Annotated in this window: 14 protein-coding genes; 13 read left to right on the forward strand and 1 reads right to left on the reverse strand. The window is 64.2% G+C overall.

The window, feature by feature from the left end:
* Positions 1 to 15: 15 nt before the first annotated feature.
* The 8 genes from HDE78_RS00575 to HDE78_RS00610 all read left to right on the forward strand — a co-directional run bounded on the left by HDE78_RS00575 (position 16) and on the right by HDE78_RS00610 (position 8,385).
* Positions 16 to 531 (forward strand): formate dehydrogenase subunit gamma, encoded by a 516-nt coding sequence (locus HDE78_RS00575; protein WP_179476586.1) that lies wholly within the window; start codon positions 16 to 18, stop codon positions 529 to 531.
* Entirely contained in the window at positions 528 to 2,084 is a 1,557-nt protein-coding gene (locus HDE78_RS00580; protein ID WP_179476587.1) for an NADH-quinone oxidoreductase subunit NuoF, read from the forward strand. Before HDE78_RS00575 ends, HDE78_RS00580 begins: the two co-directional genes overlap by 4 nt.
* A 14-nt stretch (positions 2,085 to 2,098) precedes the next feature.
* On the forward strand, positions 2,099 to 5,047 hold the full coding sequence (gene fdhF, locus HDE78_RS00585) for a formate dehydrogenase subunit alpha (RefSeq protein WP_179476588.1): 2,949 nt from the start codon (positions 2,099 to 2,101) through the stop codon (positions 5,045 to 5,047).
* Complete coding sequence (fdhD, locus tag HDE78_RS00590) at positions 5,034 to 5,906, forward strand: formate dehydrogenase accessory sulfurtransferase FdhD (RefSeq protein WP_255457530.1); 873 nt, start codon at positions 5,034 to 5,036, stop codon at positions 5,904 to 5,906. Before fdhF ends, fdhD begins: the two co-directional genes overlap by 14 nt.
* A complete protein-coding gene (locus tag HDE78_RS00595; protein ID WP_179476589.1) occupies positions 5,906 to 6,133 on the forward strand; it encodes a formate dehydrogenase subunit delta in 228 nt (75 codons plus the stop codon). Before fdhD ends, HDE78_RS00595 begins: the two co-directional genes overlap by 1 nt.
* A 116-nt stretch (positions 6,134 to 6,249) precedes the next feature.
* Positions 6,250 to 7,014, forward strand: coding sequence for a molybdate ABC transporter substrate-binding protein (modA, locus tag HDE78_RS00600; protein ID WP_179476590.1), 765 nt, complete (start codon positions 6,250 to 6,252; stop codon positions 7,012 to 7,014).
* Positions 7,015 to 7,023: 9 nt separating this feature from the next.
* Complete coding sequence (modB, locus tag HDE78_RS00605; RefSeq protein ID WP_179476591.1) at positions 7,024 to 7,695, forward strand: molybdate ABC transporter permease subunit; 672 nt, start codon at positions 7,024 to 7,026, stop codon at positions 7,693 to 7,695.
* Positions 7,696 to 7,698: 3 nt separating this feature from the next.
* Complete coding sequence (locus HDE78_RS00610) at positions 7,699 to 8,385, forward strand: ATP-binding cassette domain-containing protein (RefSeq protein WP_179476592.1); 687 nt, start codon at positions 7,699 to 7,701, stop codon at positions 8,383 to 8,385.
* A 15-nt stretch (positions 8,386 to 8,400) separates the two neighbouring features.
* Here the strand turns inward: HDE78_RS00610 and HDE78_RS00615 are convergent, their stop codons facing one another.
* The gene (locus HDE78_RS00615) at positions 8,401 to 9,195 is read right to left on the reverse strand and encodes a TOBE domain-containing protein (protein ID WP_179476593.1); all 795 of its coding nucleotides are present in this window, start codon (positions 9,193 to 9,195) and stop codon (positions 8,401 to 8,403) included.
* A gap of 259 nt (positions 9,196 to 9,454) precedes the next feature.
* On the opposite strand from HDE78_RS00615, the gene HDE78_RS00620 reads away from it, so the two are divergent.
* The 5 genes from HDE78_RS00620 to HDE78_RS00640 all read left to right on the forward strand — a co-directional run bounded on the left by HDE78_RS00620 (position 9,455) and on the right by HDE78_RS00640 (position 14,777).
* Positions 9,455 to 10,015 (forward strand): sigma-70 family RNA polymerase sigma factor, encoded by a 561-nt coding sequence (locus HDE78_RS00620; RefSeq protein WP_179476594.1) that lies wholly within the window; start codon positions 9,455 to 9,457, stop codon positions 10,013 to 10,015.
* Entirely contained in the window at positions 10,012 to 10,830 is an 819-nt protein-coding gene (locus HDE78_RS00625) for an anti-sigma factor (RefSeq protein WP_179476595.1), read from the forward strand. The genes HDE78_RS00620 and HDE78_RS00625 overlap by 4 nt, the downstream gene beginning before the upstream one ends.
* Before the next feature lie 33 nt (positions 10,831 to 10,863).
* Positions 10,864 to 12,282 carry a deoxyribodipyrimidine photo-lyase gene (locus HDE78_RS00630; RefSeq protein ID WP_179476596.1) on the forward strand — a complete coding sequence of 473 codons (1,419 nt, stop codon included), beginning with the start codon at positions 10,864 to 10,866 and terminating at the stop codon, positions 12,280 to 12,282.
* A 257-nt stretch (positions 12,283 to 12,539) separates the two neighbouring features.
* The gene (locus tag HDE78_RS00635; protein ID WP_179477089.1) at positions 12,540 to 13,475 is read left to right on the forward strand and encodes an acyl-CoA desaturase; all 936 of its coding nucleotides are present in this window, start codon (positions 12,540 to 12,542) and stop codon (positions 13,473 to 13,475) included.
* A 3-nt stretch (positions 13,476 to 13,478) separates the two neighbouring features.
* Positions 13,479 to 14,777 (forward strand): FAD-dependent oxidoreductase, encoded by a 1,299-nt coding sequence (locus tag HDE78_RS00640; RefSeq protein WP_179476597.1) that lies wholly within the window; start codon positions 13,479 to 13,481, stop codon positions 14,775 to 14,777.
* Positions 14,778 to 14,780: the final 3 nt, after the last annotated feature.

Below are 14,780 nucleotides of genomic sequence, written 5' to 3' on the forward strand. Positions count from 1 at the left end.
CTGAAAGGTGATGTAATGAAACGTGCAGCCAACCCCAACGGACCCGATCGCAGCGGTCTAGCGAATATCCCCGACGATATTCGCACCGCGGTGCTTGAGGTGACGACCCGGCTGAAGGATGTTCCGGGCGCCCTGCTGCCGGTGCTGCACGGCGTGCAGCAGGCGCTGGGCCATGTGCCGGAGGCGTCTGTGCCGTTGATCGCGCGGGAGCTCAACCTCTCTCGTGCCGACGTGCATGGCGTCATCACGTTTTATCACTTCTTTCGCCGACAACCGTCCGGCAGGCGCGTCATCTACGTCTGCCGGGCGGAATCCTGCCAGGCCATGGGGGCGGTGGCGCTGGAACAGCACATCAAGCAGCGCCTCGGCGTAGACTTCCATGAAACCACCGCCAATGGTGCGTACACGCTGGAGCCGGTTTACTGCCTCGGCAACTGCGCCTGCTCGCCGGCGATCATGGTGGATGATGAACTCAAGGGCCGAGTGACGCCGAAACAGTTCGACGCGTGGCTCGCCGCGGAGGCAATATGAGCATCACGGTTTACGTGCCGCGGGATGCCGGCTCGCTATCGCTCGGCGCTGAAGCCGTGGCCAGCGCTATCGCAACGGAAGCCAAGCGGCGCGGCCTCGAGATCCGGATCGTCCGCAACGGATCGCGCGGCCTGTACTGGCTGGAACCGATGGTCGAAGTCGCAACGCCTGAGGGCCGCGTCGCCTTTGGCCCGGTGCAGGCGGACGATGTCGCCGGACTGTTCGACGCGGATTTTCTGCACACCGGCCATCACGCCCTGAGCCTGGGGCCGACCGAAGAGATCGGCTATCTGAAAAGCCAGCAGCGCCTGACCTTTGCCCGCGTCGGCATCGTCGATCCGCGCAGCCTCGTCGACTACCGCGCGCACGGCGGCTATCGCGGCCTGGAAAATGCGCTCGGCATGAGCGGTCCCGAGGTGGTTCAGGCGGTGACCGACTCGGGGCTGCGCGGCCGCGGCGGCGCAGCCTTTCCGGCCGGCATCAAGTGGAAAACCTGCATGGATGCGCAGGCGTCGCAGAAGTACATCGTCTGCAACGCCGACGAGGGCGATTCGGGCACCTACGCCGACCGCATGATCATGGAGGGTGATCCCTTCGTGCTGATCGAGGGCATGACCATCGCCGGACTGGCTGTGGGCGCGACGCAGGGCTATATCTATCTGCGGGTGGAATACCCGCACGCGCAGCGCGCGCTGGACTCGGCCATTCAGACGGCGGCTGCCGGGGGTTATCTCGGCAGCGACATCCACGGCAGCGGCAAGGCGTTTCATCTCGACGTGCGCATGGCCGCCGGCGCTTACATCTGCGGCGAGGAAACCTCGCTGCTGGAAAGCCTCGAAGGCAAGCGTGGCATGGTTCGCTTCAAGCCGCCGCTGCCGGCCATCGAAGGCCTGTTCGGCAAGCCCACCGTGATCAACAACGTGGTGACGCTGGCCTCGGTGCCGACGATTCTGGACAAGGGCGCGGCGTTCTACCGCGATTACGGCATGGGGCGCTCGCGCGGCACCCTGCCTCTTCAGCTGGCCGGCAACCTGAAGCGCGCGGGTCTGGTCGAGCGTGCCTTCGGTCTGACCCTGCGTGAGCTGATCGAAGACTACGGCGGCGGCACGGTCAGCGGCCGACCGGTGCGTGCGATACAAGTCGGCGGTCCGCTCGGCGCGTATATTCCGGTCTCGCAGCTGGATACGCCGATCGATTACGAAGCCTTTATCGCGATCGGCGGCATGCTCGGTCACGGCGGCATCGTGGTGTTCGACGACAGCGTCGACATGGCCGCGCAGGCGCGCTATGCGATGGAGTTCTGCGCGATCGAATCCTGCGGCAAGTGCACGCCCTGCCGCATCGGCTCGACCCGCGGCATGGAGGTGATCGACCGGCTCAAGGCCGGCGACACCGCCGAACGCGACCGCAACGAAGTGCTGCTGCGCGATCTGTGCCAGACCATGCTCGGTGGTTCGCTCTGCGCGCTGGGCGGCATGGCACCGTTTCCCGTGCTCAGCGCACTGGATCATTTCCCCGAAGATTTCGCAGGCGCCGCCGAAGCGGCCATCTGAAGAGGTAACGCGTCATGTTGTCCATCGTCGAGATCGATTACGGCACACCTAAAGCCGTATCCGAGAAAACCGTTGCGCTGCAGATCGATGGCAAGAGCATCCACGTGCCGGAAGGCACGTCGGTGATGCGCGCCGCGGCGCAGGCAGGAATCAATATTCCAAAGCTTTGCGCCACCGAGATGCTCGACGCATTCGGTTCGTGCCGCCTGTGCCTGGTCGAGATCGAAGGGCGCAAAGGCTATCCGGCCTCGTGCACCACGCCGGTGGCGGACGGCATGAAGATCAGCACGCAGACGCCGAAACTCGCACAAATCCGCCGCGGCGTGATGGAGCTGTACATCTCCGACCATCCGCTGGACTGCCTCACCTGCCCGGCCAACGGCCACTGCGAACTGCAGGATATGGCCGGCGTGGTCGGCCTGCGCGAAGTGCGCTACGGTTACGAAGGCGCGAATCACGTGTTTGCCAAGATGCCGGCGAGCAAGGACAGCCAGATCGCGCTCGACGGCCGTGCTGCCGCACCGGTAGCGAACCCGCTGTTCGCGCCGAAGGACGAATCCAACCCCTACTTCACCTTCGATCCGTCCAAGTGCATCGCCTGCTCGCGCTGCGTGCGCGCCTGCGACGAGGTGCAGGGTACGTTCGCGCTGACCATCCAGGGCCGCGGTTTCGAATCCAAGGTTGCGGCCAGCCAGGACAACCGCTTTCTCGATTCCGAATGCGTCTCGTGCGGCGCCTGCGTGCAGGCCTGTCCGACGGCGACGCTGTCGGAGAAGTCGTTGATCGACAAGGGCCAGGCCGAGCACAGCGTCACCACCACCTGCGCCTACTGCGGCGTGGGCTGCAGCTTCCGCGCCGAGATGAAGGGCGAAGAGATCGTGCGCATGGTGCCGAACAAGGACGGCCATGCGAACCATGGCCACTCCTGCGTCAAGGGCCGCTTCGCGATCGGCTACGCCAGCCATCCGGACCGCATCACCACGCCGATGATCCGCGCCAATATCGCCGATCCGTGGCGGATCGTCAGCTGGGACGAGGCGTTCGCCCACGTCGGCAGCGAGTTCAAGCGGCTGCAGGCCAAGTACGGTACCCACTCCATCGGCGGCATTACCTCTTCTCGTTGTACCAATGAAGAAACCTATCTGGTGCAGAAGCTGGTCCGTGCCGGCTTCGGCAACAACAACGTCGACACCTGCGCGCGCGTCTGCCATTCGCCGACCGGCTACGGCCTCAAGGCCACGCTGGGCGAATCGGCCGGCACGCAGGATTTCGACTCCATCGAAAAGACCGATGTGGTACTGGTCATCGGCGCCAATCCGACCGACGCGCATCCGGTGTTCGGCTCGCAGATGAAGCAGCGGCTGCGCGCTGGCGCCAAGCTCATCGTGATCGACCCACGCCGCATCGATTTGGTGCGCACGCCGCATATCAAGGCGGACTATCACCTCAAGCTGAAGCCGGGTACCAACGTGGCCGTGCTCAATACGCTGGCCCACGTCATCGTGACCGAAGGCCTGGTCGACAAGGCATTCGTCGCGCAGCGCTGCGAGGACGACGCTTTCGCCAAATGGTGTGACTTCGTCGCGCAGGAAAAATACAGCCCCGAAGCGATGGAAGTGCAGACCGGCGTGCCGGCCGACGCCGTGCGCGGTGCCGCGCGCCTGTATGCCACCGGCGGCAATGGCGCGATCTATTACGGGCTCGGCGTCACCGAGCACGCGCAGGGTTCCACCACGGTGATGGCGATCGCCAACCTGGCGATGGCCACCGGCAATATCGGTCGCGAAGGCGTGGGCGTGAACCCGCTGCGCGGCCAGAACAACGTGCAGGGCGCCTGCGACATGGGCTCGTTCCCGCACGAGTTCCCCGGCTATCGTCACGTCAGCGACGTGGCCACGCGCGAGCTGTTCGAAAAAGCCTGGGGCGTGCCGCTCTACAACGAGCCCGGCCTGCGCATTCCGAACATGTTCGAGGCCGCGATGGACGGCAGCTTCAAGGGCTTGTACGTCGAAGGCGAGGATATCGCCCAGTCCGATCCGGATACCCAGCACGTCACCGCCGCGCTCAGCGCGATGGAGTGCGTGGTGGTGCAGGATCTGTTCCTCAACGAGACGGCGAAATATGCTCACGTGTTCCTGCCCGGCAGCTCGTTCCTGGAGAAAGACGGCACGTTTACCAACGCCGAGCGCCGCATCTCACGCGTGCGCAAGGTGATGGCGCCCAAGGCCGGTTACGCCGACTGGGAAATCACCCAGAAGCTGGCGCAAGCCATGGGCTACCCGATGAACTACGAGCATCCCTCGGAGATCATGGACGAGATCGCGGCGCTGACGCCGACTTTCCACGGTGTGAGCTTTGATCGCATCGACGAGCTCGGCTCGATCCAGTGGCCGTGCAACGAAGAGCATCCCGACGGCACGCCGGTAATGCACGTCGACGAGTTCGTGCGTGGCAAGGGCCGCTTCATGCTGACCGAGTACGTGCCCACGCGCGAAAAGGTGAATCTCGAACGCCCGCTGATCCTCACCACCGGCCGCATCCTCAGCCAGTACAACGTCGGCGCGCAGACGCGGCGCACGGCCAACGTGATGTGGCATGACGAAGATCGTCTGGAAATCCACCCGCACGACGCCGAAGAACGCGGCATCGCCAGCGACGACTGGGTCGGTATCGCCAGCCGCTCGGGCGAAACCGTGCTGCGCGCCCTCGTCTCCGAGCGCATGCAGCCGGGCGTGGTCTACACCACCTTCCACTTCCCCGAATCCGGCGCCAACGTCATCACCACCGACAACTCGGACTGGGCGACCAACTGTCCGGAGTACAAGGTCACCGCTGTGCAGGTGACCCGCGTGTCGCAGCCGTCCGAATGGCAGAAGCGCTTCCGCGCGTTCTCCAACGAGCAACAGTCGCTGCTGGAACAGTCGGCAGCGCCGCAACCGGCCAGCACGCTTGGGCCTGCGTAAGCCAGCAATGCCGGATGGCCAGGAAAAAGCGTCCGGCTTCGTCCATCGTGCGGTCGATCGATGGCGGCACGGCGAGTCGACCCACGAGGATGACTGCGTCGCCGAGGAAATGCCGATCGCGATGCTCTACAACGGTGTGAGCTTTGCCGTGATGATGGCGACGCCGCACGATCTGGAAGACTTTGCGCTGGGCTTTTCGCTCAGCGAAGGTCTGGTCACCGCACCGACGCAGCTCCTGCAGGTGGACGTCCAGACCTTGCTTGAAGGCATGCAGCTGTCGATGAAGGTCGATGCCCAAGCGCACGGCGCACATCTCGCCCATCAGCATGAGCGCCTGCTGCCCGGCCGCAGCGGCTGCGGTATTTGCGGCACGCGCGAGCTGGAACAGGCGATACGGCACAGCCCGCCGGTCAGCGCAGGCATCACCGTGACGCGCAACGCACTGGAACGTGCCCTGAGCCAGCTGCAGTCGCAGCAGCCGATCAACGCGGCCACTGGCGCCGTGCACGCAGCCGCATGGGCCAATCGCAACGGCAGCATTGTGCTGGTGCGCGAAGACGTCGGCCGCCACAACGCGCTGGATAAATTGATCGGTGCAATGCACCACGCCGGCATCGATCCACAAAACGGCATGGCGCTGGTCACCAGTCGCGCCAGCTATGAAATGGTCACCAAGGCATCCAGCGCCGGCATCGCCCTGCTCGCGGCCATTTCAGCGCCCACCGCGCTGGCGATCGAGCTGGCGCGCAGCGCCGGCATCACCCTGATCGGCTTCGCCCGTCCCGGCAGCCATAACGTCTATACCCATCCCCATCGACTGCTGGACGATCAGCTGTCCGAACGTTTGCAGGAACCGTGATGCACATCGAACGACTGGTCACCATGGCCAACGACATCGCCACCTACTTCACATCAGAGCCCGACCACGCCACCGCCGTGACCGGCGTGCGCGATCACCTCACCCGCTTCTGGGACCCGGTGATGCGCAGGCAACTCAAAGTCTTCGTCACCGACGGCGGCCAGGGCCTGCTGCCGCTGGCGAGCGAGGCGGTGAGGGGAATGAACGTCCCCGCTGTCGTCAGCTGATATCGGCTGGCTCTTCCAGAGCGAGACATAGCGGCAGGATCTGCGCCCGCCCTCTACTTTTAACTGACGTTATGTAGTCAACTATATATCGATCGATCCCCGCCCCTCGGACAAACATGCCTACGCCGCGCCCTCGCCGTCTGCTCGCCTCTCTCTCTCTCATCGCTGCTTGCTGGGCGAACAGTGCCAGTGCCAGCGACGTGATTGTCTCGGCAGCGTCCAGCCTCACCGATGCGTTCAAGACGATCGCCACCGCTTATGAAACGAAGCACCCGGGCACCAAGGTAGTGCTCAACTTCGCGGCGTCGGATGTCCTGCTGCAGCAGATCGCCAACGGCGCACCGGCCGACGTGTTCGCCTCGGCCGATCAGAAAGCGATGGACAAGGCACAGTCGCAGGGCGTGCTGCTGAACGGTTCGCGGAAAAATTTTGCTACCAACCAACTGGTACTGATCGTGCCGACGGCCAGCCAGTTGACCATCACTCGCCTGAAGGACCTCGGGCAGCCATCGATCAAGCGGATTGCCTATGGTGATCCCGCGTCGGTGCCGGTAGGACGTTATACCCAGGCCGCGCTGCAGGCGGATGGTTCATGGCAGGCGGTCTCGGCCAAGGCGGTGCTGGCGGCCAACGTGCGGCAGAGCCTGGATTACGTGGCCCGCGACGAGGTCGATGCCGGCTTTGTATTTGCCACCGATGCGGCCATTGCGAAGGACAAGGTCAAGGTCGCGCTGCGGTTGAACTCGCCGACGCCGATCAGCTATCCGATCGCCGTGGTGTCGCAGTCGAAACATGTCGCCGACGCGCAGGCCTTCGAGAATTTCGTGCTGTCGCCGGAGGGCCAGCAGCTGTTGGCCAAATCCGGATTTCTCAAACCCTGACAGCGGTCCATGGGCATCTGGTTTCCACTGCTGCTGTCGCTGAAAGTGGCGATCTGCGCGACCGCGTTGAATTTGCTGCTCGGGGTCGCGGTAGCCTTCGGACTGTCGCGCTGGCGCTCGCCGCTGCGCGATCTGGTCGACTCGCTGCTCACCTTGCCGCTGGTCCTGCCACCGACCGTGCTGGGCTACTACCTGCTGGTGCTGCTCGGGAGACGCGGCGTGTTCGGCGCGTGGCTGGAGCGCTGGGGCATCAATCCGGTATTCACCTGGGAGGGCGCGGTGATCGCCTCGACCCTGGTGGCCTTTCCATTGATCCAGAAAGCCGCGCGCGCCGCCTTCGAAAACGTCGACCCGCAGCTGGAGAGCGCCGCACGCGTATTGGGCCTGCCCGAGCGTGCGGTATTTTTTCGCGTCTCGCTGCCGCTGGCGTCGAAGGGAATCACCGCTGGCGCACTGCTCGCTTTTGCCCGCGCGCTGGGCGAGTTCGGTGCCACCTTGATGATTGCCGGCAACCTACCCGGCCGCACGCAGACACTCTCGGTGGCGATTTACGCCGCCGTGCAGGCGGGCGACGACCGCGGTGCCAATATTCTCGTCGTCGTCGCATCGATCACCTGTGTGGTCGTGCTGCTGATTGCCGGCCGGCTGATGCCCGATCGCTCGCGCCTGCGGGTGTATTGACGCATGACCGTAGACATTTCTTTCCGCCGCCTGCTGGCCGATACCGATCGACGTTTCGAGCTGGATGTGGCGTTCCACTCGACCAGTCGGCGCGTTGTTCTGTACGGGCCGTCCGGCTCGGGCAAGAGCATGACGCTGCGTGCTATAGCCGGCCTGCTGACGCCCGACGACGGCCGTATCGTGGTCAACCAGCACGTGCTGTTCGATTCGGCGAAGGGAGTCAACCTGACGCCGCAGGTGCGCAAGGTCGGCTATCTGTTCCAGGACTATGCGCTGTTCCCTCAGTTGACCGTGGCGCAAAACGTGGCCTTCGGCATGCGCACCGGCATCCTCAACCCGCGCCGGTCGTCGATGCCGGAAGCGGCAGCGCGCTGGATCGATGCCTTCGAGCTGGGCGCCGTGGCGACGCATTACCCGTCGCAGGTTTCCGGTGGCCAGAAACAGCGCGTGGCGCTGGCCCGCGCGCTAGCCGCCGAGCCCGACATTTTGCTGCTCGACGAGCCGTTCTCCGCACTGGATCCGCCGCTGCGTGTGCGCATGCGCAGCGAGCTGGCGGCGCTGCAATCGCGACTCGATCTGCAGATGTTGATCATCACGCACGATCCGGCCGACGTCGATGCGCTGGGCGAGCACGTGCTGGAGATTCGCGACGGCCGTATTTTCAGCGACTCTATGGCTGCCGGCAGTTGACGCCGCAAGGAATAGCTAGTCCGTTGTGCCGAGAATCACGCTGGACGCCTTGATGATGGCGATCGCCGCCAGCCCGTCGATCAGTCCGAGCGAGTCGACGCTGTCGTTGGTGACGATCGCCACCACCACGCCGCCACCGTCGAGCTGAATCGTCACCTCGGCATTGACTGCACCGCGCGTGATCCGACTCACCGTGCCGGCCAGCTGGTTGCGCGCCGACAGCTTCATCGACGCGCTGGGAATGCCCAGCAGGACCGACGATGCCTTGATCAGCGCCACCGCGGCTTTGCCCGGCACGAGCCCCAGATTGTCGGTGCTGTCGCTCGTCACCGTCGCAACGATGCGCTGTCCGCCCTGAATCTCCAGCTCGATGGCGTCGTTGACGGCCCCCTTCTGCACCGATACCACGGTGCCGGACAGCTGATTGCGTGCGCTGGTCTTGATCATGAATCGCCTCATCAATTCGATATCGCGGATCGACACATCGCTAAGAGCGCCGAGCTCTCGCATGAAGCGATGATGCTCCCGCTCCATGGCTCGAAATACGTCGATCAGCCGCTGTGCACGCGCAGTCAGCTCCGAGCCACCGCCACGCTTGCCGCCGACCACCCGCACCACGAGCGGCTCGTCGGACAGATTGTTCATCGCGTCGATCGCGTCCCAGGCGCCTTTATAGCTCATGCCGACCGCGCGGGCCGCCGAGGTGATCGAACCGGTTTCGCCGATTTTCTCCAGCAGTTCGATACGGTTGAGTCCGCCCAGCGTCCGATCGCCGGCGTGCAGCGACAGCATGCCTTTGAGTTCAAACATGGCGGTCGGTCATGGCGTATCCCCGGGCGGCTCGATAGCCGGTCAGACCGCCAGTCTAGCGAGAAGCCATCGCAAAAGGCCGCCGGCCGAGTCCACAGAGCTGCTCGCGCTGGCGTGTTCGCAAGCCTGTGACGCTGCCCAGGCTTGCAAGCCCGGCGTGGCCGCTTCATGCTAGGGAAATGCTGCGGGCATCGCCTTCGGCCGCCGGAATTTGCCTGTCGGAGCGCCGGATTCTTCATGAACACAGGATCGTTTAACCATGAGCGTCACCAGCCCCGCTGAACGTGAAGAGCTAAATCGACTGCTGATACAAACCGGACGCAACGACCAGAAAGCTTTTGCCGAGTTATACAAGCGCACGTCGTCCAAGCTTTTCGGCGTGTGTCTGCGCATGCTGCGCGACCGCAGCGCGGCCGAGGAAGTGCTGCAGGAAACCTACACCACGGTGTGGCGCCGCGCCGCCGGCTTCGACGCGGCCAAGGCCAGCGCCATCACCTGGCTTATCACGCTGTCGCGCAACAAGGCCATCGATCGGCTGCGCCAGCATCGCGAAGAGCTGGTGGACGACCCCTCGCGGCTGGAGCAGGCAGTGGACGATCAGCCCACGCCAGCGGTCGACGCGGAGACGAGCCAGGAGTACGGCCGGCTGCAGAAGTGTCTGGACGCACTCGAACCGCAACAGCGCGACTCGGTCCGTGAAGCTTTTTTCACCGGCGCTACGTATAACGAACTGGCGACGCGCTCCAAGGTGCCGCTCGGAACCATGAAAAGCTGGATCCGTCGCAGCTTGATGCAACTACGGGTATGCCTGGAAAAATGAATACGCCAGCCGACGAGGGTAACGACAACTTGCGCTATGCCGAGTACGTGCTTGGCGTACTCGACGCCGACGCGCGCGCTGCGGTCGCCCAGGAAGTCCAGACGACGGACGAGGCTGCCTCCGCGGTCGCCCTGTGGCAGCGGCGCCTGATGCCGCTCAGCGAGCAGATCGCCAGCGTAACGCCGGCGCCCTATGTCTGGGCCAGAATTCGCGACGACCTGCGGCTGGACGCGCCAACGGCCGCCGCGCCGCGCCGCGAAAGCGAGGGACTCTGGAACAATCTGCCGCTATGGCACTGGCTCGGTATCGGAGCCACCGCCGTGGCGGTGGCTCTGCTCGCGGTTGTCGTCACGCTGCCTCGCGAAAACACGCCGGCAACGGCCGAAACCTCGTCGCCGAAAGCGCCGGCCGGTTATATGGTATCCACCATCCAGCAGGACAGCGGCGTCACCGGCTGGACGGCCACCATGGATCTGGATCGTGCGCGCATGATCGTCGTACCGGCCGCGCCGTCGGCCTTGCCCAGCGGCAAGGCGCCCGAGCTGTGGCTGATTCCCGCAGGTGGCAAGCCGATTTCCGTCGCCATGATCAAGCGCGATGCGCCGACCACCATCGCGCTGGAACCGTCGTTGCTGGCAAAGCTGGGCCCGACCGCCGCACTGGCGGTATCGGTGGAACCGGTAGGCGGCTCGCCGACCGGTCAGCCGACCGGTGCGGTGATCGCCAAGGGCGCCATCAGCGGTTCGCCGGAAACGCATGATCACGTGGTGCGCGTGGCAGCGATCAACGCGGCCGCCGCGCGCAAGTCCGTCTGACTTTGCAGGTCCCCTGTTGCGTATGAGCGGCGTATGAGCACGGCCCTGGTTCTGTTCCGGCGCGATCTGCGCCTGAACGACAATCCCGCGTTGGCCGCGGCATGCGCATCGCATGAGCACGTGCTGCCGGTGTATATCCATGCGCCGGCTGAAGAAGGCGCATGGGCCATCGGTGCCGCCAGCCAGTGGTGGCTGCACCATTCGCTGGCCTCCTTGCAGAAGCGGCTGCACAGTCACCATGCGGGGCTACATATCGCGCAAGGCGACAGCCTGGCTTGCCTGCGGGCACTGATCAAGCAAAGCGGCGCCGAGGCGGTGTACTGGAATCGACTGTACGAACCGGCCGCCATTGAGCGCGATACCCGCGTCAAGGCGGCGCTGCGGGAACAGGGCGTCGCCGTGCACAGCCACAATGCCTCGCTCTGGCTGGAACCGTGGCAGATCGCCACGCAGCAAGGCGATCCGTATCGGGTATTCACGCCGTACTGGCGCAATCTACGCACGCAGATCAGCCCGGCCGAACCGTTGCCCGAACCGGCCATACGAGGCTGGAAGGCGCTATCCGGCAACCTGGATCTGGAAGCGCTGAGGCTACTGCCGACCCTTTCCTGGGATGCCGGATTTGCCGAACACTGGCAGCCCGGTGAGTATGGCGCGGCGCAGATGCTGGATCTGTTTTGCGACGATGCGGTCACCGATTACGCGCATGCGCGCGACCTGCCCGCCCGCCACGGCACCTCACGGCTTTCGCCGCATCTGCACTTCGGCGAAATCTCTCCACGGCAGATCCACTTCGCGCTGGCCAACCACGTCAAGCGCACGGATACCAAGAAGCGGTCGGATATCGAGCCTTACCTGCGCGAGCTGGGCTGGCGCGAGTTTGCCTACCATCTGCTTTATCACTTTCCCAAGACGCCCACCGAAAACTTCAATCCGCGCTTCAGGGACTTTCGCTGGAACCCGCCGGATAAAGCCCTGCTCAAACGCTGGCGGCAGGGGCGTACCGGCATTCCGCTGGTCGACGCAGGCATGCGCGAACTGTGGCATACCGGCTGGATGCACAACCGCGTGCGCATGGTCGTGGCGAGTTTTCTGACCAAGAACCTGCGCCAGCACTGGCACGAGGGCGAGCGCTGGTTCTGGGACACCCTGGTCGATGCCGACCTGGCCAGCAACACGCTCGGCTGGCAGTGGGTGGCCGGCTGCGGCGCCGACGCCGCACCGTATTTCCGCGTGTTCAATCCGGTGACACAGTCGAAAAAATTCGATCCTGAAGGCGTCTATCTGAAACGCTGGCTGCCGGAACTGGCGGATTTTCCTCGCGATCTCTTGCATGAGCCCTGGAAAGATCCCGACCGCTTGAGGCGCAGCGGCTATCCGTCGCCGATCGTGGATCTGGCGGAATCCCGCGAGAACGCTTTGGCAGCCTATCAGTCCGGGAAAGATCACTGATAGTTCGCGCGCATCCTGCGACGATGTAGTCTCGGTCGGGACGACAGCATCCCGCATCTCCACCCGCACCGCGGCGTGGACAAGGCCGGTCGTCGGGGGCAACACGACAGCGATTGCGCAGATTTGCCATGCATCCGAGTGGCATGCCGGTTCGTACGTATAGCCACAGGTAAGACAGGCAGAATTTCATGGCATTTTCCAAATCCGTTTCGATGCCCTGCCCCGACGGCGTGGACTCCAAGCCGCTGGGTAGGCCGATGCCAACGGAAAAACGCTCCTGGGTCGTCCGGCAGCTGCGTGCGTGGTTCGATACCTCGGCTATCGTGAGCGTGGACGACGAGCGGGCCGACCGCATCGACTGGCTGCGCGCCACGCCGTTCATCGCGATGCATCTGGCCTGCATCGCAGTGATCTGGGTCGGCGTTTCGCCGGTAGCATTGATCGTGGCGGCAGCGCTCTACGCCGTACGTATGTTCGCGATCACCGGCTTCTACCATCGCTATTTTTCCCACCGCACGTTCCGCACGTCACGAGCAGTCCAGTTCATTTTTGCGCTGATCGGCGCCTCCTGCGTGCAGCGCGGGCCGCTGTGGTGGGCGGCGCATCATCGCCATCATCATCGCCATGCCGATACCGAGCTCGATCCGCACTCGCCGAACGTCTACGGCTTTATCTGGAGCCACGTGGGCTGGTTTCTGACCCCACGCAACTTCCAGACCGATATCTCGCGCGTGCCGGACCTGGCGAAGTTTCCCGAGCTGCGCGTGCTCGACCGCTACGACACGCTGGTGCCGGTGCTGCTGGCGGTGTCGATGTATTTCCTCGGCGTGCTGTTGCATCACGTGGCGCCGCAGCTGGGCACCAGCGGCGGGCAGATGCTGATCTGGGGCTTCTTCGTTTCCACCGTGGTGCTGTTCCATGCCACCGTCACCATCAACTCGCTGGCGCACCGCTTCGGTTCGCGTCGCTTCGAAACCAAGGACAGCAGCCGCAACAATCTCTGGCTGGCGCTGATCACCTTCGGCGAAGGCTGGCATAACAACCACCACTACTTTCCCGGCTCCAGCCGCCAGGGCTTTCGCTGGTGGGAAATCGATATCACCTGGTACGGCCTGAAGCTGATGTCGGCAATCGGACTGGTGCATGGGCTGAAGCCGGTGCCGGCGTGGGTTCATGCCAAGGCGCGGGGCTAGACCATGCGTATCGCCGTGGTGGGATCGGGCATTGCCGGGCTGGCCTCGGCGTGGCTGTTGTCGCGCAAGCATGACGTCACCCTGTTTGAGGCCAGCGACTATCTGGGCGGCCATACGCATACGCACGACATCACCCTGCACGGGCGCAATTACCGGGTCGATACCGGCTTCATCGTGCATAACCCGCTGCACTATCCGTTGCTGACGCGATTGTTTGACGAATTGGGCGTGGCCTCGCAGCCCACGACGATGAGCTTTTCGCTGCACAACGAGTCGAGCGGGCTGGAGTACAACGCCGCCACGCTGGATACGCTGTTCTGCCAGCGCAAAAATATCGTGTCGCCGCGCTTTATCGGCATGGTGCGCGACCTGATGCGTTTTTATCGCGAGGCGCCTGCCCTGCTCTTGCAGCAGGACAACACCATGACGCTCGGCGACTATCTCGAGCAGAACCGCTACGGCGATGCCTTCCGCGACGAACATCTGGTGCCGATGGCGTCTGCACTGTGGTCCTCGCCGCCGACGCAGATCCTGGGTTTCCCCGCCCGCTATCTTGTGCAGTTCATGGCCAATCACCAGATGCTGCAGGTCAGCGATCGCCCGCAGTGGCGCGTGGTCAAAGGCGGCTCGTCTACCTACGTCCAGGCGCTGCGTGCCATGTGGTCCGTGCATGAGCGGCTGAACTGTCCGGTGCATTCGATCGCGCGCCGTGCCGATGGCGTCGACGTGGAAAGCACCGCGGGCGTCGAACATTTCGATCAGGTGGTGCTGGCCTGCCACAGCGACCAGGCCTTGGCGATGCTGGCCGACGCCGACGAACGCGAACGCTCGGTTCTCGGCGCCATGCCTTACCAGACAAACGACACCGTGCTGCACACCGACGCCAGCATTCTGCCGGTACGGCGCAAGGCATGGGCGGCGTGGAACGCATGGCTGCCGCGCGACCCGTCCGAAGCATGCACGGTGAGCTATTGCATGAACCTGCTGCAGGGCATCGACTCACCCGAACCGTTCGTCGTAACCTTGAACCGCACGCATGCGATCAACCCCGACAAGGTGCTGCGTCGCATGAGCTACGACCATCCGGTTTACAGCACGGCGTCGGTCGCTGCGCAAGCACGCAAGCCCGAGATCCAGGGCAAGCGGCGTACCTGGTTCGCCGGCGCGTACTGGGGCTGGGGCTTTCATGAAGACGGCATGCGTAGTGCGGTGGAAGTGGCCGAATCCCTTGGCGTGCGCTGGTCCGATACGAATGTCCATTCGCATGCTATCGAACGAAATGAAGAGGCCCTGCCCGCGTGACAG

This window comes from Rhodanobacter sp. K2T2, from assembly GCF_013408815.1.
Classification (GTDB): domain Bacteria; phylum Pseudomonadota; class Gammaproteobacteria; order Xanthomonadales; family Rhodanobacteraceae; genus Rhodanobacter.